Source organism: Flavivirga rizhaonensis, assembly GCF_004791695.1.
Classification (GTDB): Bacteria; Bacteroidota; Bacteroidia; order Flavobacteriales; family Flavobacteriaceae; genus Flavivirga; species Flavivirga rizhaonensis.
The window spans coordinates 57,272-79,014 of record NZ_SRSO01000005.1; the positions used below are offsets into that span (position 1 = coordinate 57,272).

25 protein-coding genes are annotated in these 21,743 nt (G+C 32.3%); 16 read left to right on the plus strand and 9 right to left on the minus strand.

Annotation, left to right across the window (positions count from 1 at the left end; genetic code table 11):
• Positions 1-5: 5 nt before the first annotated feature.
• Positions 6-785 carry a TerB family tellurite resistance protein gene (locus tag EM932_RS04790; RefSeq protein WP_135876038.1) on the minus strand — a complete coding sequence of 260 codons (780 nt, stop codon included), beginning with the start codon at positions 783-785 and terminating at the stop codon, positions 6-8.
• A gap of 120 nt (positions 786-905) precedes the next feature.
• On the opposite strand from EM932_RS04790, the gene EM932_RS04795 reads away from it, so the two are divergent.
• The 6 genes from EM932_RS04795 (at position 906) to EM932_RS04820 (ending at position 5,253) form a co-directional block, all read left to right on the plus strand.
• Positions 906-1,316 carry a BrxA/BrxB family bacilliredoxin gene (locus EM932_RS04795; protein WP_135876039.1) on the plus strand — a complete coding sequence of 137 codons (411 nt, stop codon included), beginning with the start codon at positions 906-908 and terminating at the stop codon, positions 1,314-1,316.
• 105 nt (positions 1,317-1,421) lie between these two features.
• On the plus strand, positions 1,422-1,823 hold the full coding sequence (locus EM932_RS04800) for a hypothetical protein (protein WP_135876040.1): 402 nt from the start codon (positions 1,422-1,424) through the stop codon (positions 1,821-1,823).
• Positions 1,824-1,848: 25 nt separating this feature from the next.
• Positions 1,849-2,586, plus strand: a complete 738-nt coding sequence (locus EM932_RS04805) for a lysophospholipid acyltransferase family protein (RefSeq protein ID WP_135876041.1) — start codon at positions 1,849-1,851, stop codon at positions 2,584-2,586.
• An 11-nt stretch (positions 2,587-2,597) separates the two neighbouring features.
• The gene (locus EM932_RS04810) at positions 2,598-3,590 is read left to right on the plus strand and encodes an acyl-ACP desaturase (RefSeq protein ID WP_135876042.1); all 993 of its coding nucleotides are present in this window, start codon (positions 2,598-2,600) and stop codon (positions 3,588-3,590) included.
• Between the two features lie 24 nt (positions 3,591-3,614).
• The gene (locus tag EM932_RS04815) at positions 3,615-4,535 is read left to right on the plus strand and encodes an AraC family transcriptional regulator (protein ID WP_211344256.1); all 921 of its coding nucleotides are present in this window, start codon (positions 3,615-3,617) and stop codon (positions 4,533-4,535) included.
• 64 nt (positions 4,536-4,599) lie between these two features.
• A complete protein-coding gene (locus tag EM932_RS04820) occupies positions 4,600-5,253 on the plus strand; it encodes an HD domain-containing protein (RefSeq protein ID WP_135876044.1) in 654 nt (217 codons plus the stop codon).
• Positions 5,254-5,257: 4 nt separating this feature from the next.
• On the opposite strand, the gene EM932_RS04825 is transcribed toward EM932_RS04820, so the two are convergent.
• A complete protein-coding gene (locus EM932_RS04825) occupies positions 5,258-6,130 on the minus strand; it encodes an AraC family transcriptional regulator (RefSeq protein ID WP_135876045.1) in 873 nt (290 codons plus the stop codon).
• Between the two features lie 206 nt (positions 6,131-6,336).
• On the opposite strand from EM932_RS04825, the gene EM932_RS04830 reads away from it, so the two are divergent.
• Positions 6,337-6,939, plus strand: coding sequence for a hypothetical protein (locus EM932_RS04830; RefSeq protein WP_135876046.1), 603 nt, complete (start codon positions 6,337-6,339; stop codon positions 6,937-6,939).
• A gap of 367 nt (positions 6,940-7,306) precedes the next feature.
• Here EM932_RS04830 and EM932_RS04835 read toward each other — a convergent pair whose 3' ends face one another.
• Positions 7,307-8,380, minus strand: coding sequence for a PA0069 family radical SAM protein (locus EM932_RS04835; RefSeq protein WP_135876047.1), 1,074 nt, complete (start codon positions 8,378-8,380; stop codon positions 7,307-7,309).
• Positions 8,381-8,661: 281 nt separating this feature from the next.
• On the opposite strand from EM932_RS04835, the gene EM932_RS21060 reads away from it, so the two are divergent.
• Positions 8,662-9,234 (plus strand): hypothetical protein, encoded by a 573-nt coding sequence (locus EM932_RS21060; protein WP_211344257.1) that lies wholly within the window; start codon positions 8,662-8,664, stop codon positions 9,232-9,234.
• A gap of 22 nt (positions 9,235-9,256) precedes the next feature.
• On the opposite strand, the gene EM932_RS04845 is transcribed toward EM932_RS21060, so the two are convergent.
• From EM932_RS04845 to EM932_RS04870, 6 genes are all read right to left on the minus strand, one after another.
• The gene (locus tag EM932_RS04845) at positions 9,257-10,039 is read right to left on the minus strand and encodes an enoyl-CoA hydratase/isomerase family protein (RefSeq protein WP_135876048.1); all 783 of its coding nucleotides are present in this window, start codon (positions 10,037-10,039) and stop codon (positions 9,257-9,259) included.
• 15 nt (positions 10,040-10,054) lie between these two features.
• Entirely contained in the window at positions 10,055-10,495 is a 441-nt protein-coding gene (locus EM932_RS04850; RefSeq protein ID WP_135876049.1) for a protein-disulfide reductase DsbD domain-containing protein, read from the minus strand.
• A gap of 21 nt (positions 10,496-10,516) precedes the next feature.
• Positions 10,517-11,971, minus strand: coding sequence for a sensor histidine kinase (locus EM932_RS04855; RefSeq protein ID WP_135876050.1), 1,455 nt, complete (start codon positions 11,969-11,971; stop codon positions 10,517-10,519).
• Between the two features lie 102 nt (positions 11,972-12,073).
• Positions 12,074-12,622 (minus strand): CopD family protein, encoded by a 549-nt coding sequence (locus EM932_RS04860; protein WP_135876051.1) that lies wholly within the window; start codon positions 12,620-12,622, stop codon positions 12,074-12,076.
• 2 nt (positions 12,623-12,624) lie between these two features.
• Positions 12,625-13,659 (minus strand): ferrochelatase, encoded by a 1,035-nt coding sequence (gene hemH / locus EM932_RS04865; RefSeq protein WP_135876052.1) that lies wholly within the window; start codon positions 13,657-13,659, stop codon positions 12,625-12,627.
• 16 nt (positions 13,660-13,675) lie between these two features.
• Positions 13,676-14,599: an AraC family transcriptional regulator gene (locus tag EM932_RS04870; RefSeq protein ID WP_407925212.1), complete on the minus strand. Its 924-nt coding sequence runs from the start codon at positions 14,597-14,599 to the stop codon at positions 13,676-13,678.
• Between the two features lie 168 nt (positions 14,600-14,767).
• Here EM932_RS04870 and hemA point away from each other — a divergent pair, with 168 nt between their 5' ends.
• The 8 genes from hemA (at position 14,768) to hemF (ending at position 21,718) form a co-directional block, all read left to right on the plus strand.
• Positions 14,768-16,027, plus strand: coding sequence for a glutamyl-tRNA reductase (hemA, locus tag EM932_RS04875; RefSeq protein ID WP_135876053.1), 1,260 nt, complete (start codon positions 14,768-14,770; stop codon positions 16,025-16,027).
• Entirely contained in the window at positions 16,020-17,597 is a 1,578-nt protein-coding gene (gene hemC / locus EM932_RS04880) for a hydroxymethylbilane synthase (RefSeq protein WP_135876054.1), read from the plus strand. Before hemA ends, hemC begins: the two co-directional genes overlap by 8 nt.
• Positions 17,597-17,899, plus strand: coding sequence for a DUF1330 domain-containing protein (locus EM932_RS04885; RefSeq protein WP_135876055.1), 303 nt, complete (start codon positions 17,597-17,599; stop codon positions 17,897-17,899). Before hemC ends, EM932_RS04885 begins: the two co-directional genes overlap by 1 nt.
• A gap of 117 nt (positions 17,900-18,016) precedes the next feature.
• The gene (gene hemE / locus EM932_RS04890; protein WP_135876056.1) at positions 18,017-19,078 is read left to right on the plus strand and encodes a uroporphyrinogen decarboxylase; all 1,062 of its coding nucleotides are present in this window, start codon (positions 18,017-18,019) and stop codon (positions 19,076-19,078) included.
• An 89-nt stretch (positions 19,079-19,167) separates the two neighbouring features.
• Positions 19,168-19,923, plus strand: coding sequence for an EI24 domain-containing protein (locus EM932_RS04895; RefSeq protein WP_135876057.1), 756 nt, complete (start codon positions 19,168-19,170; stop codon positions 19,921-19,923).
• Positions 19,916-20,458: a GNAT family N-acetyltransferase gene (locus EM932_RS04900; protein WP_135876058.1), complete on the plus strand. Its 543-nt coding sequence runs from the start codon at positions 19,916-19,918 to the stop codon at positions 20,456-20,458. The genes EM932_RS04895 and EM932_RS04900 overlap by 8 nt, the downstream gene beginning before the upstream one ends.
• Position 20,459: 1 nt before the next feature.
• Positions 20,460-20,807, plus strand: a complete 348-nt coding sequence (locus tag EM932_RS04905; protein ID WP_135876059.1) for a 5-carboxymethyl-2-hydroxymuconate Delta-isomerase — start codon at positions 20,460-20,462, stop codon at positions 20,805-20,807.
• A gap of 2 nt (positions 20,808-20,809) precedes the next feature.
• Positions 20,810-21,718 (plus strand): oxygen-dependent coproporphyrinogen oxidase, encoded by a 909-nt coding sequence (gene hemF, locus EM932_RS04910; RefSeq protein ID WP_135876060.1) that lies wholly within the window; start codon positions 20,810-20,812, stop codon positions 21,716-21,718.
• Positions 21,719-21,743: the final 25 nt, after the last annotated feature.

Genomic DNA, 21,743 nt, shown 5'->3' on the forward strand with positions numbered 1-21,743 from the left:
CTTTTTTAAAACCCTCTTTCCTTCTGTAGTTGTTCATAAGCAACTTGTACCTGTCTAAACTTCTCTTCAGCACCTACTTGATGCTCTTTCCCTAAGTGAATTACCTTATCTGGATGGTATTTTTTAGCCATTTTTCGATAGGCTTTTTTAATGTCATCATCAGTCGCACTTTTGTCTATTTCTAAAATTTTATAGGCATTATCACTACTTTTATAAAACATGGCTTTAATACTATCATAATCGCGCGAATTAATCCCCAAATATCCTGCCATCGTATAAATTTGTCGCTCTTCGTCATCTGTTACCGTACCATCAGCCTTTGCAATACCAAATAAGAAATGCATAAGCTGTAAACGTGATGGATGATCCATCATCTGTTTAATTTGTAAACACACCTGTCTGGTTGAAATATTATTTTGATTATTAATGCTTTTGAATAGTTTGAATGCATGATTTGCACGCTCTTTACCATACATGCTAACAAATTGCTGACGCACAAAATCCAATTCTCTTTGATCTTGTACACCATCAGCTTTTATGACGATAGATGCCAATATAAGTAAACTCACTTCAAAATCACCAGATTGTGTTTGCTGATGTTGTCTCGTTTGTCTTGTAGAGTTTACTCTTCTATTTTGTTGTCGCTGGCCTTCTTCTAAAAAAGGGCTGCCTTTACCCTTAGATAAGGAATCAACAAAACTCCCTAATGCCACTCCAATAATAGCCCCTATTGGGCCTCCTAAAGACCAACCTAAAGCACCACCTATCCATTTTGAAACACTCATGTAAGTATATAGATTTTAATTATGACCAAATATAATATTTGTTAGTTGATTGATTCATAATTTTGTTACACAATTGGTATCTTTGCAGTCTAAAATTGTTAATTATTAAAATTTAAAAATATGTATCCAGCAGAATTAGTAAAACCAATGCGCGAAGATTTAACAAATGTTGGTTTTGAAGAATTACATACTTCTGAAGCTGTTGATGCTGCTTTAGCAAAAGAAGGTACAACTTTAGTAGTTGTAAATTCGGTTTGTGGTTGTGCAGCAGCTAATGCACGTCCAGGAGCGAGAATGAGTTTACAAAATGATAAGCGCCCTACAAATATAGTAACTGTGTTTGCAGGTGTAGATAAAGAAGCTGTAGATACAGCTCGCGGTTATATGATTCCGTTTCCTCCAAGTTCTCCATGCATGGCTTTATTTAAAGACGGTGAATTAGTACATATGCTAGAGCGTCACCATATTGAAGGACGTCCTGCAGAGCTTATTGCAGAAAACTTAATAGATGCTTATAACGAGCATTGTTAAAATAGATTCTTAATAAGGAAAATTTAAACCACGAATAATCGTGGTTTTTTTGTGCATATTACGCGCAACCTATTCATCAATTTTCCATCTTATAAAAAAAGACTTATGAAACTGTATTTAAAAACTGCATTCGTTTTTACCTATCTTATTTTGTTGGTTATTGCTGGCTGTTCTTCTAACGATAATAATGCACCAACTTACGAAAGTGAATTAGCTCAACTTAGTTTGCTAAAGGCAGATATTGAAACTTTAGCCAATGCTTCGGTTTGTAATGAAAATTTCGAATGTAAATTCATTGCCTTAGGAAGCAAACCTTGTGGAGGACCATGGTCTTATTTAATATATACCACCTCAATTGATGTAGAACAATTACAAGCTGCTATCAAAGACTACAACCAAAAAGAATCCGATTTCAATGTAAAATGGGGTATAGCTTCAGATTGTGCACTTACTATACAGCCAACTGGTGTGACCTGCGAAAATAACACCTGCGTCCTTGTGTATTAAGTCTTAGTTTTACTTATTTTTGCGCATGCAAAAATTGTTATCATACCCTTTAACCTTTATTTATGCGCTGTGTTTCTTAATAACATTGCTCATATTTCATCCTATTCAATGGATAGGGTTTAATGTTTTTGGCTATAAAGGACATAAAAAGTGTGCAGATTTAATGAACATCTGCTTAATGCGTTGCCTTCATATTTTAGGCACCCGATTTACATTTAACAATGTACACCATATTGAAACAAACCAGCCTCTTATTGTCGTTTGCAATCACCAAAGCATGTACGATATCTCACCACTGTCTGTTTTCTTAAGAAAATATCATCCAAAATTTATTAGTAAAATAGAATTAGGTAAAGGTATTCCTAGCGTTTCATATAATTTACGTCATGGAGGTTCTGCTTTAATTGACAGGAAAAATCCGCGACAATCCTTACCTGCTATTATGAAATTTGGCGAATATATTGAAAAAAATAAACGCGCTGCGGTTATTTTCCCAGAAGGAACAAGAAGTAAAGATGGGCATCCAAAACCATTTCAAACAAAAGGTTTAGAAATTCTATTTAAGAAAGCACCATCAGCTTTAGTGGTTCCTATCTCTATAAATAACTCCTGGAAAACAGTTCGTTACGGAAAATTCCCTATGGGTTTAGGAACTCATATTACTTTTACTGTACACAAGCCTTTAAAAGTTAGTACCTTTGCTAATAAGCAAGAACTTATAAATAATATTGAAACCACTATTAAAAAACATATACACCCTTAAAAAAATTATAGATGTCGTTAAAGAATGTTAGATTAGAAGTGATGAAGTTTTTGGAAAAAGACGTCGAATCTTTAATTGAAAAATACTTAATTCCTATTGAAAAAATTTGGCAACCAACCGATTTTTTACCAAACTCTGAAGGAGATACTTTTTTTGAGGAAGTCCGCGAAATAAAGGAGCTCTCTAAAGAATTACCTTATGATTTTTGGGTTGTTTTAGTTGGTGATATGATTACAGAAGAAGCATTACCAACCTACGAATCATGGTTAATGGATGTTGAAGGTGTTAATCAGGTAGACAGAGAAAATCCTTGGGCCAAATGGGTACGCCATTGGACAGCTGAAGAAAATCGTCATGGTGATGTACTTAACAAATACTTATATCTTTCCGGACGAGTAAACATGCGCGAAATTGAAAAAACCACACAATATCTTATTGCTGATGGTTTCGATATAGGGACAGATAGGGATCCTTACAAAAACTTTGTTTATACCAGCTTTCAAGAGTTAGCGACCTACGTTTCTCACAATCGTGTTGCTAAAATTGCAAAAGAAAAAGGCAACAAACAGCTCTCTAAAATGTGTAAAATTGTTGCTGGAGACGAAATGAGACACCACAATGCGTATTCTGAATTTGTTGAGCGTATTTTTAAAGTAGATCCTAGCCAAATGATGATGGCATTTCACTACATGATGAAACAAAAAATAACGATGCCTGCTGTTTTCTTAAGGGAATCCGGAAATAAAATTAGTACAGCTTTTGACGAATTTTCTAATACTGCACAACGTATAGGTGTTTATACATCGAATGATTATGTGGAAATTCTAGAAAAATTAATTGCTCGTTGGGAAATTGACAAAATTACAAATCTTACCGACGAAGCAGAAAAAGCTAGAGATTACCTTATGAAGCTTCCTGCTAGAATGTATCGTTTAGCAGAACGTATTAAAATACCAGAAAATTCGTTTCAATTTAAATGGGTTGAGCCAGCAATTATAAAATAGCCAAATAATCATTTCGCGAGAATATTGATTTCTAAGAATAGCATAGAGAAAGATTATATCAGTCGGATAAATCTGATTTTAAAACATATAGAAAATAATCTTGATTCTGAATTGTCATTAGATTCTCTTTCTGGTTTAGCACTCTATTCGCCATTTCATTTTCATAGAATTTTTAAAGCCATTATTGGAGAAACACTTCGTGCTTATATTATTAGAAAACGCATTGAAAAAACAGTCTCTGTATTACTTCATAAAAGACATGTAAGTATCACAGAGCTTTCACTACAATATGGTTTTAACAGCAATTCTTCTTTTACTCGAGCATTTAAAAAGTTTTATGGCATGAGTCCTTCTGAATTTCAGAAAAAGAACCCAAATAAATTTAGCAAGATACGTAAAGCTGAAAGCAAGAATGGGCAAGAAAATTTAATTTCGGAAAAATACATTTGCAACATTAATAATCATTTAAATTGGATTAAAATGAATGCAAATATCGAAATTAAAGAAATTCCTGAACTAAAATTTGCCAGTATCACTCATTTTGGAATACATGGTGTAGAAGATGTATTTAACAGATTAGTAAAATGGGCAAATGCAGAAGGTTTGATAAAAAATCCTGAAACCAAAATGGCAAGAATTTTTCACGACAGCTTTAAAATAACAGACCCAGACAAAGTTCGTATGAGTATTTGTGTTTTAACAAATAAGTCTTTTTCTTTAAAAGAAGATATAGATACTGGAACCATTAAAAGTAGTAAGTGTATCGTTGGTCGTTTTGAAATAACGACTAACGATTTCGAAAAGTCCTGGAGCAGTCTCTTTATCTGGATGAATGAAAATAGTTATAAAAAAGCCGAAGAGCCTCCTTTTGAAATATATCATAATGACTTTCGCGAACACATAGAGAACAAATGTATTGTTGATTTACATATCCCCATTGAATAAAACAATTCGGTTTGTGAATTTAATTCCTTTCATAATCGAAAGGAATTTTTATTTTTAACTCATTATGACTTCAGAAAAAATTATACAAAAAACCATAGCCTTTGTTAAAACACAATTAACAGATGCAGAAGGCGGACATGATTGGTTTCATATAGAGCGTGTTTATAAAAATGCTCTGTTAATTTCTAAAAGTGAACATGTAGACATTTTCATAGTATCTCTTGGAGCCTTATTACATGATATTGCCGACAGTAAATTTCATAATGGAGATGAAACCATTGGTCCAAAAATAGCTCGTGAATTTTTATTTAAATTAAATGTAGATTCCATTGTGATTGAAAACGTTATAAAGATCATTGAAAATATTTCCTTTAAGGGAGGTCATGAAACTCAAAAATTTCGTTCTCCAGAACTAGACGTTGTACAAGATGCAGATAGACTAGACGCAATAGGAGCCATAGGCATAGCACGTTGTTTTAACTATGGAGGTTATAAAAACAGAGCGCTTTATAACCCTGATGTCAAACCCAACCTTAACATGAGCAAAGCAGAATACAAGGCTTCAACCGCACCAACTATAAACCATTTTTACGAAAAGTTACTTCGCTTAAAAGATAAAATGAATACCAAAACTGGAAGACAAATAGCTTTAAACAGACATACATTCATGGAACAATATCTTAAACAGTTTTATGATGAATGGAATGGAAATGTTTAACTTATTACTGGATGATATGTTTTATTTCCTTTCTGTATTGTGATGCGCTTTTACCTGTTATTTCGTTAAACTGTTTGTTAAAATGTGAAAAGTTATTAAATCCACATTCAAAACAAACATCCGAAATACTCATTTGACTCTCATTCAATAGTTTTGTTGCATGCACGACTCTATATTCATTTACTAATTTGGTAAATGTTTTTCCTGTAATACGCTTGAAGTATCTACAAAATGCAGGAACTGTCATACTTACTTTATCTGCGATTTCGTCTAAACTAATATGATTTTGAAAATTCCTATTAACATGTTTATAAATCAAACCTATTTTACCACTATCCTGTGGTTCAGCTTCAAAAGCAAACCCATCGGCATTTAAAATAATATAATCGTCTGTTTTTGCTAAATAATTCAATATTTCTAAAAATTTTAAAACCCTATCAAAACCTTCATAATCTAAGAGCCTTTCAATTTTTGGCCCTATAATCTTTTTTGTTTCCACATTAAATCGAATTCCCTTTTTTGCCCTATCAAATAATGATACTATTAATGACATCTCTGGAATATCTACAAAATCATTTCCTAAAAAGTTAGATTTAAACTGAACTGTTGTTTCTGTACCATTTGCTGTTAATCGGTCTGTAAAACCATTGTGCGGCAAATTAGACCCTATTAATATAAGTTGACTGTTATTAAAGTAAGACAAATGAGTACCTATATGTGTTTTTCCTTGTCCTTTATTTATATAAACTAGTTCCAATTCTGGATGAAAATGCCAAAAGGCATTATACTTGTCAACCTTAACCAAGTGTTGTTTAACTAATATGGAACTTCCAAAACTAGGGCTAAGTTTTTCTAAAGTAGGTTTTTTATTAATCATAGTATAGAGCGATTATGAAGCAAAATTACTACATATAATTTTTAAAAACCTATATTCAATTATCATAATTATATGCTATTTTAACTTTACATAGATTTAACATAGTCTTAACAGATAAAATAGCATACAAATTGGTCAAATATGATGTTTTACACCTTCTTCTTCCGACATACCTTTGTGGTGTTAAACGATGTAAAATTCAAATTATGAAAAACGTAATTAAAACAATCGAAAAAAACCTATTATTAGTAACAATGATATTGTTTGCTGTAATGATAGGTAACGCAACTGAAATTTCTTCTTTTAATGTTGAAGGAGATCTTAAAGGAACTGCATTAACAATTAATAATGTAAAAAAAGGAAATCTTTTATCTATTAAAAATCATAACGGTATCATAGTATATAAAGAACTTATTCAATCAACTGGTTCTTATACAAAAGGATTTGATTTAACTGAATTACCTAATGGAAATTATTTTTTCGAGGTAGATAAAGACCTTCAAATTGAAACAATTCCTTTTAGTGTAGAAAATAACAAAGTAGTTTTCGATAAAACTAAAGAAGCCGTTATTTTTAAACCTTATGTAAGAGAAAAGGACGACTTAGTTTACATATCAAAACTTGCCTTAAACTTGGAACCATTAAAAATAAGAGTTTACATACAATATGATGGTGCATTTCAATTAATACGTACAGAAGAAATTGAAGGTCTTAAAATTGTAAAAAAAGTATATAAACTTAAAAAAGGAAATTACAAAATAGTACTCAATGCAAATGACAAGGAGTATACGAAATTCATTAACAATTAGTAAGTTAATGTCTTATTTAGTTTGTTTAGTTTAAATTGGTAAAAAGTGAGCTAGCAACGGCTCACTTTTACTTTTTTTAACAATTAATTCACAAAATATATGAAGTCCCTTATTCTATCTGTGATAAAACGTTTAAAAACAAAATCTAATTTGAGCATCAAAAAATATTTTTTTAATATTGTTTGGAGCACAGTACACGCAACGATTTTATCAATAATCATCGCAAAAATAATAGGAACACCTGTAATATCCTGGCTCACAGTAATTTTAATTTACGTCTCTTTTTATTGGATTACTACAGACATATTAATAAAAAGGATTATCAATGAACAATGAGGTTGATTGATGGTATTGACTACTAATTAATTTAAAATAGTTTTAATTGTCCATCTTTAAATTCTTCGTGTAAATTCAGATTAAGCTTAGGCATAGTTTTATTCTTAAAATGCTTTAGTCTTGCTAGTTTAACAAGGTTATTAATTTGTTCTGCAATTTTTCCTTCGCCTCGCATTCTTGTTCTGTATCGAGAATCGTTTAAACTACCGCCATGGCAACTTTCTATTTGGTGTAATACTTTTTCGGCACGATCTGGCATAGTTTTATAAATCCAATCTTTAAAAATTTCGCCAATAGCACCATTTAATCTTACAATAGTATGAGCAATTGACAGAGCACCATGCTCTGATGCTGCTTTTGCTAAAGGCAATATTTCATGACTATTTATAGACGGAATAATGGGAGCTAACATCACATTTACAGGAATTCCATTTTCACTCAAAACCTTGACTGTTTCTAAACGCTTTTTAATACTTGCTGTTCGCGGTTCTAAAACACGCCTTGTATCTTCTGATAGTGAGGTAATTGACATATTTACACCTATCAAGTTATCTTCAGCCAGAGCTTTTAAAAGATCTAAATCCCTAAGAATCAATGCGTTTTTTGTGATAATACCTACTGGGTGTCTGTATTTTAAAAACACCTCTAAACATTGTTTGGTAATTTCAAATTTTTTTTCTGCTGGTTGATAACAATCTGTATTTCCAGACATAACAATAGGATGTGCTTTCCAGTTTTTCTTCTTTAATTGTACTTCTAATAGTTTGGGGGCGTCCTTTTTAACCAAAATTCGGCGCTCAAAATCTAAGCCAGCACTATAACCCCAATATTCATGACTATTGCGAGCATAACAATAAATACAACCATGTTCGCAACCTTGATACGAATTCATTGAATACGTCATACCAACATCTGGACTCTCAACTTTATTGACTATCGTTTTAGGAAATACTTCCAGATATAGTGTTTTATTTTTATCGCTTATCTCACCTTCTTTATGGCAAAATTCAAGAAAGTCGTCGCGCATTTCGTGGCTCAATTCGAAGAAACGATTAGGGACATTGAGCTGCGCACCACGTCCTTTTATGGCAGATTTTAGGTTCATTACAGTAAAATTAAAGGTTGAATGCGCTTTGAGTAGCTCTTTAAAATTACTTATAAATTCTATTCAAAAGTGTTAAAGCAAAAATAGGTTATTAACAAACTCGATACGTAGAGATTCGATTGTTAAAAAGGTATAAATCACGCTTGATTTTTTGAAAAAATCGGCTAACTTCGTTTAACGTTGCATATAAATCATTAAAATGGATTCATATACTTGATAACATTAGCAACAATTTGAGAAATGTCATAACTTACTGAATTGCAATGATTATTAAAACATAAATGAAAGAAGGTTTAATAAAAGATACTTACGAATTAATCATAAAGGAAATACAAACAGTTATAACCGCTTCTTATATTATTTCTGTTGGAATAGGTATGCTTTTTAATTACCAAAAATATTCAGAATTTGATATAAACATATTTGATTATTCAGACGTATTTGACTTTCTGATTGCACCTTTTTCTGATTTTTATATACTCTTATTCGCTACAGCTTCAATTTTAATTGTTTCTATATTAATTAAATTGGACACGTTATGGAAAAACAAGTGGCCGAAATCTTACTCGAAATTGAATTTTGGATGTGATAAAAAATCTTGGTTTAAAACATACAGAATCGTTCTATTTATAATAAGTTTTGTCCTTTATTTATATCTCTCAGCTGATTATTACGGAAGGTATGCAAAGAATAAAATAATTAATAAGAATGACATTTCAATAAAATTAGCAGACAATGAAATTAAATTAGGAAAATTAATTGGAAAGACGAAAGATGTGATTTTCATACTTAATGACGATAGCGTTTATGCATTACCTATTTCTTCATTAGTTAAGGAAATAAAAATAAAATAAAACTTTTTTAAAGATAAAACTCCTATTCCCCAGGAAAATTAGCCTTTCGTTTTTCTAAAAATGCCGTTGTTCCTTCTGCAAAATCCTCGCTACCAAAACAATTACCAAACTCCTGAATTTCCGTATCGAAACCATTAATACCATCTTTAAAATTCGCATTTATAGCTCTTATAGCAGCACTAATAGCAACAGATGAATTACGCGATATTTTACCAGCTATTTTTTCGCATAAAGGAAGTAATTCTTCTAAGGTCGTTACATGATTTACCAAGCCATCATTTAACGCTTTATTAGCGTCAATCATTCCTGCGGTCATGATAAGCTCCATGGCTTTCCCTTTTCCTATCAATTGTGGTAAACGTTGAGTTCCACCATAACCAGGAATAACGCCAAGAGACACTTCTGGCAATCCCATTTTGGCATTATCGCTTGCCGCTCTAAAATGACACGCCATGGCCAATTCCAATCCACCCCCAAGAGCAAAACCATTTATTGCTGCAATAACTGGCGTAGATAAATTTTCAATAAAATTGAACAGCAATTCTTGCCCTTTAGCTGCTAACATTTTGCCTTCTTCAATGTTGTAATTCGCAAACTCACTAATATCAGCACCTGCAACAAAAGCCTTTTCTCCACTACCAGTAACAATAATAACTTTTACATTTTTATCTAAATCAGCTTCTCTAAAAGCTTCATGCAACTCGCTAATTGTTTCTTTATTAAGCGCATTTAACTTCTTAGGACGGTTAATAGTTATAGTCGTAATACCGTTATTCTCTTCAGATAGTATATTATTGTAACTCATAGTTTTGTTTTAAGTTTATTGAATAGCAATTTCAAAATCATCATATCCGGGAACGCAACTCGTATCATTACAAGTCATAAATTCAATTTCACCTGTAACCTTCAATGCCTTTTTAGTTTTTAGCTTAATACGTTGTTTAAATTTCGCAGAATTTTCAAAATATTTAATCTTCAACTCAAAAACGGGATCGAAAGCAGTATGCCCTTTGTCTTCCGTCATAGCTCCTACCAACTCATAATCATCACTGTCTTCAAAAATAAAAACCGTTGGTAATGGCCCGCCTTTAGGTACTTTCAACGAATACAGATGATAATTCGGTTTTATGGTTGCATCTATAATTAAATCATATTCTAGATTAGACACTTTTTTTAGACTAGTTGACCATTTTACAGGATCCAAAATTTGAGAATATCCTACTGACGATATTAAAAAAACTAATACAAATACTTTTTTCATTTTATAAAATTTATATACAAACTATTCTTTAGGAAAAGTCACTGTAAACGTAGTGCCTTTATCCCTTTCTGATTTAAATGCTATGGTACCTTTATAAGTTTCCACAATGTTTTTTACCATCGCTAAGCCAAGCCCCATCCCGCTCGTTTTTGTTGTAAACTTAGGCTCAAAAACTTTATCCTTATTTTCTTCAGATACCCCCGAACCGTTATCTGCAACTGTAATAATCACATCATTATCTCTTGTCGCTACGTTAATAACAATCCTTGGTAGTTGATTTTCAGGCATCGCTTGAATACCATTTTTAACCAAGTTAGTAACCACTCTAATTAACTGTGTTCTATCAAATTTCGCAATGATTTTTTCGGATTCGGCAGTAAAGAAAATATAATCTTCATTAAAAATATCTAGAGCAAGCTTTACAATTTCTACAACATTTAAAGTTTCATTTTGTTGTGCCGGCATTTTTGCAAAGTTTGAAAAAGCCGATGCGATAGAACTCATGGTATCTATTTGCTGAATCAATGTTTTACTGTACTCATCTAACTTTGAGTGAATATTTTCATCATTGGAATCAAATTTACGTTGAAAATTTTGCACCGTTAAACGCATGGGCGTTAATGGGTTTTTAATTTCATGCGCCACTTGTTTTGCCATTTCCCTCCAAGCTTGTTCACGCTCACTTCTAGCTAATTGCACAGCACTATCTTCAAGTTCGTCAATCATACTATTATACGAATTCACCAAAATAGAGATTTCCTCACTCGTATCATTAACCTCTATTTTCTTATTACGCTTTTCTAATCTTGTCGTATTAATTTTATCACTAATTGCTTTTAATGACTTTGTAATGTATTTAGAGAGTACAAAGGCAATACCAATTGCCATAAGCAATACAAACATAAAGGCAAACCCTATACGCTGTAAAAACTCGCTTAGCTCTTCTGCAAGAAAGTCATCTTTTTCTAAATAAGGTAAATTTAATATGGCTATGGGCTTAGATTTCTGATCCGTAATATAAGTATAAGACGATTGGTATGTCTGCCCATTTTCCTTATGTTTATCTACATGTCTATGTGATGCCCTATGTGAAATCGCATTTAAAATTTCTGCATTAATACATGTATCTGCAATATTATTTAAATCTCCTTTAGATGATATTAATAAAGTCCCATCTAAATCATACAAATTAATCTGAAGCTTATGTATATCAGCGATATTATAAATTTCTTCTTTGAAAATTAATGGAATGTTTTCAGTCTTTACCTCCCAAGTATTCTGCTTACCATTTAAAACTCTTTTATGGTGTTTCTGAATGTTTTGCTCTTTACGTTCTAATCGTCCTTTATGATAATCTGCACTTTGTTCCTTGTATTGATAAATAGCTACAGCTGCAATAAGTATAGATGCTAATAGCACCAATAAAATCATAGCAATAAAAATACGGGTACGTAAAGAAAGTTTTTTTAATTTCATTAAAAATATTGTGCCTTTTAAAAGTTCAATAAATATAGCAATAATCGAACCAAAAAAAGAGTGACAATTCCTTTTTGGAATTTGATTATTTGAGTTTTAAAGTTAAGCGTTAGGGTTTTTAGTTCTAATATTTTTATAAACCTTAAAACCTACCATGATAAGAACTCCTAAAACAAGAATACCTACAATACCCCAAATCCAATTTATGGCACTTTTTAAAATAGCTAAAAAAACAACGGCGAAAAGAATAAACGTTGCACCTTCATTCCAGATTCGCATAAAACTTGATGTTTTCTTGACGACATCATTTTGAAGCTGCTTATAAAACAGATGTGTTTTAAGATGATATATAATTAACAGTACGATAAAAGCTAGTTTTACCTGCATCCAATCTTGATAAACAAGTGTTGGGTTTAAATAAAATAGTAATAACCCAAATAGTAAAGCAAGAACAGCTGATGGCCATGTAATTATGAACCACAGACGTTTAGCCATTAGTTTTAGTTGTTTTCCTAGTATTTCTTTTTCTGGTGATGGCTTATGAAATGCTTCTATTTGATACACAAATAGTCTGGGAATATAAAATAACCCCGCAAACCAAGTAATAACAAAAATAAGATGAAACGCTTTTATATAATAGTAATATTCCATAATCAAATAACTTCAACAGGTGTTTTTGTCCATTCGGTAATCCAATTTGAAAGCAAATCAACAAATTCATCATCATCGTTTAAACAAGGAACAGTTGTAAAATCTTTACCTCCCATTTCATGAAAAATCTCCTGACCTTCCATTGCTATTTCTTCAAGGGTTTCTAAACAATCACTAACAAACGCAGGCGTTACGATGGCCATGTTTTTTATGCCTTGCTTACCCAAACGCTCAATAGTCCTATCTGTATAAGGCTGCAGCCAAGGATCGAAGCCTAATCGTGACTGAAAAGACGTAGAGTAAGTCCCTTCTTTAAACTTTAATTTTTCAGCAACCAGTCTGGTTACTTCATAACATTGATGCCTGTAGCAGAACTCATGTGCTTTTGATGGTGTTGCACAACAACTGCCATCTATTTTACAATGTGACTTGGTAATGTCGCTCTTTCTTATATGACGTTCTGGAACACCATGATACGAAAACAATAAATGCTCATAATTTTTGCCTTCCAAATGATGTTTTATTGAATTAGAAAGCACCTCAATATAATCAGATTTATTATAAAATGCAGGAACCGATTCTATTTTTAAATTCGGAAAATATTGCTGACGAAGCTCTTCGGCTAACACTGTAATAGTTTCGGTAGTTGCCATAGCAAACTGAGGATACAAAGGAAACAACAGAACTTCATTTACGCCTTTATTCACTAATTCCTGAAGTCCTTTTTTTATAGTCATACTCCCATAACGCATGGCTAATGCAACAGGAATATCTATTTGCTTTTGTATTTTACTCTGGAGTCTTTCCGAGAGTACTATTAAAGGAGAACCCACATCCCACCATATTTTTTTATAAGCTGCCGCCGATGCCTTAGGACGTGTCTTTAAAATAATACCCTTAACTAATAATGCTCTGGCTACAAACGGAATATCAATTACCCGTTCGTCCATTAAAAACTCGCCCAAATATTTTTTTACATCTTTTGGTTCTGGGCTGTCTGGAGAACCAAGGTTGACTAATAAAACTCCTTTTTTCATTAAATAAGCTTCTTTTTTACGAAGATAATGACATTACATATTTTTTTGGCGTTGTACCGTATTTCTTTTTAAAAGCAGCAATAAAATGACTAGAGGTGCTATACCCAACTTTATGCCCCACTTCATTCACATTATCATCTCCAGATTCTAGTAACTTTCTAGCAACTTCCATTTTGTAGTCAAATAAAAAACTAAATACGGAATCACCATAAATTTGTTTGAATCCTTCTTTTAACTTTTTAAGGTTCAATCCTATTTCATCAGCCAATTCCTGTAAGCTAGGTGGTTCTGCCATGCGGGCAATAACAATCTCTTTAGCTTTCCTTATTTTAATGACATTTGTTTCATCCACTAAAAATGGACACTGCTCAATATCAGCATCTTCACTTCTATTAAAATATAAACTTAAAAGCTCGAGTGCCTTTCCTTTATAATAGAGGTTTTTAATGGACTGATTTAGGTTATAATTTATCAATTGATTTAAAACAATGGCCATTGATGGTGAAATAACGCCATCTTTATAATATTTTTTATCCTTATTATCATCACTTAAAAACGTAATATAGTCGGCTTCCTGAGAAAACAGTCCGTGAAAGTTTTTGATAGATATTAAAATCGAAACGATCCATGAGTTTGGATCCACTTGCAAATTTATCGGTAAATCACGTTGAGGGTTATATAATAATAATGAATTCTCTTCCAGAATGTTTAATATGTACTTCCCTTCATTAAAAACAAACCTACTTGACCCTTTTACACAAAAATGAAACTGAATATAATCACTATCTATTTCTTTAGCAAGAGATTGTACCTCACTAGATTCATTCTTATAAGTAAGAACCAAAGCTCCATCATCTACTTTTGTCTCGTCAAAAGTACTTTGAGCGACACTTTTATTATTGTTCATTTCATCTTTCATAGCAATTTTATTTAGATTCATTCTAAATTAATTAAGTAAAACATGCCTAATTCTCTACAAAAATATGACATTTATCATATTATTAGAAAAAACATCGATAAAAAACCACAAACGATACTAAAAGTTCTTTGAGCGTTATTTTTTTATACCCATCCATTATACATTTGTTTTCAAATATCAGGTATCAGCATGCAAAAATATAATATATCAAGAAGTAACTACTTTTATGCCATTGGTTTAAGTTATAAAAAAGCCGATGCAGATATAAGAGGTCGCTTTAGTTTAGATAACGATGGTAAACTAGCTTTACTTAATCAGGCTAAAGAAAATGATATTGAAAGTTTGGTGGTAACATCTACCTGTAATCGAACCGAAATTTACGGATTTGCGCAACACCCTTTTCAATTAATTCAATTACTTTGTGATAATACAAGAGGCACCGTTGAAGAATTTCAAGAAGTAGCCTATATATACAAAAATAAAGACGCTATTGCGCATATGTTTCGTGTAGGTTCTGGTTTAGATAGTCAGATTCTTGGAGATTTTGAAATTATTAGCCAGTTAAAATCCAGTGCCCGTTCATCAAAAAAACACAGATTACTTAATCATTTTTCAGAACGATTGGTAAATGCGGTCATTCAAGCCAGTAAACGCATTAAGACAGAAACCAATATTTCATCTGGAGCAACTTCAGTGTCTTTTGCGTCTGTTCAATATATATTTAACTCGGTTGAAGACGTTTCTAATAAAAATATTTTACTTTTCGGAACAGGAAAAATTGGCAGAAACACTTGTGAAAACCTTGTAAAGCATACCAAAAATGATCAAATTACTTTAATCAACAGAACAAAAGATAAAGCGGAATTAATTGCTGGAAAATTTGATTTGATTGTTAAAGATTATGCCAATTTACAAGAAGAGATTAGTAACTCTGATATTTTAATTGTTGCTACTGGAGCTCAAAGACCTACTATAGACAAGCACATTATTCAATCTAAAAAACCGCTTTTAATTTTAGATTTATCTATTCCAAAAAACGTTGATGCTAACGTTGAAGAGTTAGATAATGTAACCTTGGTTCACTTAGATCATTTATCAAAAATTACAGATAAAACTTTAGAAGAAAGAAAAAAACATATTCCTATAGCTGAATCTATTATAGAAGAAGTAAAAACAGAGTTTAATCAATGGTTAGAAACCAGGAAATTTGCTCCAACTATTAAAGCATTAAAACATAAACTTTCTAATTTTGCTGCTGCGGAATTAGAAACACAACGCAAGAAAAATGCTGATTTCAATGAAGCACAAGCAGAATTAATTAGCAGCAATATCATTCAAAAAATCACCAACCATTTTGCGCATCATTTAAAAGATGACAATATCTCTACTGATGAGAGTCTGGAACTTATAAAAAAAGTGTTTCAGTTAGAACCAACAACGCATGTCTAAAACCATTAGAATTGGCACGCGCGATAGTGAATTAGCACTATGGCAAGCCAAAATAGTACAACAACAACTCGAAAACTTAGGTCATAAAACACAATTAGTTCCTGTAAAATCTACTGGCGACTTAGTTTTAGACAAGCCTTTATATGAATTAGGAATCACAGGTATTTTTACCAGAACCCTAGACATTGCCATGTTAAACCATGACATAGATATTGCCGTGCATTCACTAAAAGATGTACCAACCGTTTTACCTAAAGGCATCATACAAGTCGCTGTTTTAAAACGAGGTAACGTAAATGACACTTTGGTTTTTAAAAATAATGAAGAATTTTTAGGATCAAAAGAAGCCGTCATTGCTACTGGAAGTTTACGCAGACGTGCCCAATGGTTAAATAGATTTCCAACACATGAAATTGTTAATCTACGTGGTAATGTGAATTCACGTTTACAAAAACTGGAAGATAATGCCGATTGGAATGGTGCTATATTTGCTGCTGCTGGTATTGGTCGTATTGGTATAAGACCAGAAGAAGCCATTAATTTAGATTGGATGATTCCTGCACCGGCACAAGGTGCTATTATGATTACAGCTTTAGAGGAGGACGACTTTGTTAAAACAGCTTGTGCTGAATTAAATCATGAAGAAACTGAAATTTGCACTACAATTGAACGTGAATTTTTAAAAAAATTAGAAGGCGGTTGTACAGCACCTATTGGCGCACTTGCCTATATTAAAAACGAAGAAATCAATTTTAAAGGTGTTTTATTAAGTGAAGATGGTACAAAAAGAATTGATGTTACTCGTGTAAAAAAATTAGGTGAGCATAACGACATGGCTTCATTTTGTGCCGATTTTGTTATAGAACGAGGTGGCAAACGTTTAATGGATAGAATTAAACAGGCTAATAAAAAAACAAATGTTTATTCAACAAAATCATTCACAGAAGACCAACGACTCCTCTTTCATGAAAAAGTTGTTTCAGAAAGTACCGATTTTATAAAGATAAGTTTGAATAGAATTCATCCCAGATTCTTAAAAAACAACATTCAAAATGTCATTATCACTAGTAAAAATGCTGTAGAGTCTTTAATTACTAATTATAATTCCACAGAATTACAGTTTAAAAACATTTACTGTGTTGGCAGACGTACAAAGCGTTTGGTAGAAAACAGAATTGGAAAAGTAACTCATTTTGAAAAAAGCGCAAAAAAACTGGCAGAGTACTTAGTTGAATATATAGAAGGGGCAGAAGTCACTTACTTTTGCAGTGATTTAAGGCTAGATGATTTACCAATTATTTTAACCGAAAATAACATAAAGGTAAATGAAGTAGAGGCCTATCAAACGAAGTTTGATGGTATAAAAGTAGATGAGTCTGTTGAATGTGTTATGTTTTACAGCCCCTCTACCGTACAAAGTTTTGTACAAAAAAATGATGCAGATGTTATTGCCTTTTGTATTGGAGAAACTACTGCAAAAGAAGCAAAAAAACATTTTAAAGATGTTAGAGTTGCTAAAGTACCAACCGTAGAAAGTGTGATTGAGTTGGTTAATGAACATTATGTTTAATGATCTATCTAACAGCCTTATTATTTATAAAAGAAGGAAAAGAGAACGTCTTTAATGAATATGAATCTTTAGTGCTTCCAATAATAAATAACTATAACGGAAAACTAATTTATAGAATTAGACCAACACAAGATAGTTTTATTAATTCTGAAGACCAATTACCTTATGAAATACATTTTATTTCATTTGAAACTGATGAAGATTTTACGAATTTTATAAATGATGACAAAAGAAAAAGTTTTGAAAAATTAAAAGTAGATTCTATAAAATCTACTTTTATAACAAAAGGTGAAAAATTATAATACTAATATCCCTGTTTGTCACACTGAGCGCAGTCGAAGTGTCTATATAGGAATACATTATATAACTATTTAAGTTTCAATTAAAAAGATTCCTGCCTTCGCAGGAATTACAAGAATATGATAAAGAACGATTTATTTTTAAGAGCTTTAAAAGGTGAAACCGTTAATCGCCCTCCGGTTTGGATGATGCGTCAAGCTGGACGTTACTTACCTGAGTTCATAGCGATTCGTGAGAAATACGATTTCTTTACACGTTGTAGAACGCCAGAACTAGCTAGTGAAATTACCGTACAACCTATTAGACGCTACGGAATGGATGCCGCTATTTTATTTAGTGATATTTTGGTTATTCCTCAAGCTATGAATATTGAGGTGCAAATGAAACCTAATTTTGGTCCGTATTTACCAAACCCTGTACGCACTCAAAAAGACGTTGACAATGTTATCGTTCCAGACGTAAAAGTAGAACTTGATTATGTATATCAAGCCATAAAAGCAACGAAAGAATTACTTAATGATGATATTCCGCTAATTGGGTTTGCTGGTTCACCATGGACCATTTTATGCTATTGTGTACAAGGCCAGGGAAGCAAAACTTTTGATAAAGCCAAAGAATTTTGTTTTACCAACCCAATTGCAGCGCACCAATTACTTCAAAAAATAACAGATACAACCATTGCTTATTTAAAAGAAAAAGTTAAAGCAGGTGTTAATGCCGTACAAGTATTCGATTCTTGGGGAGGTATGCTATCACCAGTCGATTATCAAGAATTCTCCTGGCAATATATCAATCAAATTATTGAAGCTTTAAAAGACGATGCTCCAGTAATAGCTTTCGGAAAAGGTTGTTGGTTTGCTCTTGGAGACATGGCAAAAAGTAATGCATCTGCTTTAGGTGTGGACTGGACGTGTTCACCAAGAAATGCGCGTTATTTAACAGGTGGAAACATCACCCTTCAAGGAAATTTCGATCCATCTCGTTTACTATCGCCACCTTCAGAAATAAAGAAAATGGTACACCAAATGATTAATGATTTTGGTAAAGACAAATACATTGTAAATCTAGGTCATGGTATTTTACCTAACATTCCATTAGACCATGCCAAGGCATTTATAGATGCGGTAAAAGAATATAGCCCCTCTTATCTCCCCAAAGAAGGGAAACTACGATATAAATAGATAACCTTAAATTTTTATAAATTAGATAAATTTTTATAGTTTAACGTAATTAACTACCTCTCCTTCGGATAGGGCTAGCGAGAAGTTTTATGATTAAAAATATAATATTAGGAATCAAAGCTTATTTCGGGGCTTTTAGTTTAATCTCTAAGCTAAAGCTTTGGAAATATTTTGCAATTCCTATGCTTATAAGTTTTATAACCGCTATTGCTATTTTCACCTCAGCTTATGGATTATCTGATAATGTAGGAGCTTTTATTTCAAAAATATGGATTTGGGATTGGGGGAAAGAAGCCTTTACAACAATCAGTTCTTTTATTGGCGGACTCTTTATTATTGTTATCGGGTTAATCCTTTTCAAACATATCATCATGGCGTTATCAGCGCCATTTATGAGTCCTGTATCCGAAAAAATAGAAGCGCATCTAACAGGTAACACAGCATACACACATAGAAACACAACATTTCTAGAACAACTTTGGCGTGGTATAAGAATTAATGGAAGAAACTTACTCATGGAACTCGTATTAACCATTCCGATACTACTTTTAAAGTTTATACCGTTTGTTAATATCTTTTCTACCATACTACTCTTTTTAGTTCAGGCTTATTATGCTGGTTTTGGTAATATGGATTACACACTAGAGCGTCATTTTAAACATAAGCAAAGCACAGCTTTTGTTAGAAGAAATCGTGGTTTGGCCATTGGTAATGGTATTATATTTATCTTGTTTTTATTAATCCCTGTTATTGGTGTCATATTAGTATTGCCACTATCTGTAACAGCCGCAACGATAAAAACAGTAGAGGCTCTTCAATTAAAAACCATTCCAAAAAATGCTTAGTTTTAATGGGTATCATATAGAACCTATTCAATTACAAGACGCTTGGAGTTTATGCAATTTTATTACCGCAAATGAAGATCGATTAAAACGGTATTTTCCTAAAACATTAGAGCAAAATTTAACACCCGATTTATCCAAGTTCTTTGTAGAGAAAAAAGTAAAACAATTTAGCTTAAAAGAAGAGTTTCTATTTACTATTAAAGAGAAAGCATCAAAGAAATTAGTTGGCTTGATTTACATAAAAGAACTTGACTGGAATAAAAAGCAAGGTGAGTTTGCCTATTGTATAGGTTATCCTTTTGAAGAACAAGGAATCATGACTAAAGCTATTAGTTACTTATCAGATTTCGCTTTTTCTGACTTAGATATAAAAACACTTCAAATCATTGTCCATAAAGACAATATAGCTAGTGTAAAAGTTGCTAAAAACTGCAATTTCACATGGATTAAGACACTTAAAAATGAATATACCCCTCCTGGAGAAGCTTCTTTAAATATGGAGCTATATGAACTGTATAAAGAAATAGAAACCTAATATGCCACACTTTGTAATAGATTGCTCAAAAAATATTTTAACATTACAACAACCTGACACCATTATGCAGGAAGTTCATAAGGCAGCTACAGATACCGGTTTATTTGATGAAACAGATATTAAAGTACGATTAAACCCTTTTAAAGAATATTATTTAGTGGGCGGTAAAAAAGGAGACTTTATTCATGTTTTTGCAAATATCATGGAAGGCAGAACGACAGAACAGAAAGCAATCCTTTCGAAACAAATTGTTTCCCAATTAAAGGCCTTGTTTCTTACGATTCCTTTTATAGCGATTAACATAAGAGATTTTGAAAAAGCTACATATTGCAATAAAGATATGATCTGAATATGAAAGACAAATTTTATCAATATATACAAGGTTTACAAGACCGTATTACTTCAAAACTCGAAGCTATTGATGGCAAAACAACGTTTCAAGAAGATATTTGGAAACGGCCAGAAGGTGGCGGTGGACGTACCCGAGTTATTGAAAACGGGAATGTTTTTGAAAAAGGCGGCGTGAATATTTCTGGTGTTCATGGCAAACTTCCAAAATCGATGCAAGCCTATTTTAAAGTAGGCGATGTCGATTTTTTCGCCTGCGGATTAAGTTTGGTTTTGCATCCTTCAAACCCCATGGTTCCAACTGTCCATGCTAACTGGCGTTATTTTGAAATGTATAATAAGCAAGGGGAGATTATTGATAGTTGGTTTGGTGGTGGACAAGATTTAACGCCTTATTATTTGTTTGAAGACGATGCCACACATTTTCATCAAACCTGTAAAACAGCTTGCGATAATCATAATCCAGAATTTTATACAAAATATAAAGCCCGTTGCGATGAATACTTTTACAATACGCATCGTAATGAAGGTAGAGGGATAGGAGGTTTGTTTTTCGATTATTGTAAAGCTTCAGAAACCATGACCATGGAAAATTGGTATGACTTTGTAACCGAAGTTGGTGATAGTTTCTTAGAAGCCTACGTACCCATTGTTGAAAAACGAAAAGCATTAAAATACACAGAAGCCCAACGAAATTGGCAAGAAATTCGTCGCGGACGCTATGTAGAATTCAATTTAGTGCATGATAAAGGCACTCTTTTTGGGCTAAAAACCAATGGACGCATAGAAAGTATCCTAATGAGCTTACCTCCTCATGTACAGTGGGTTTACAATCATCAACCTGAAGCTGGAAGTGAAGAAGAAAAATTAATAAATATTTTAAAAAACCCAATAGATTGGGTAAACAAATAAACCCATTAACGAATAAACGTTTTAA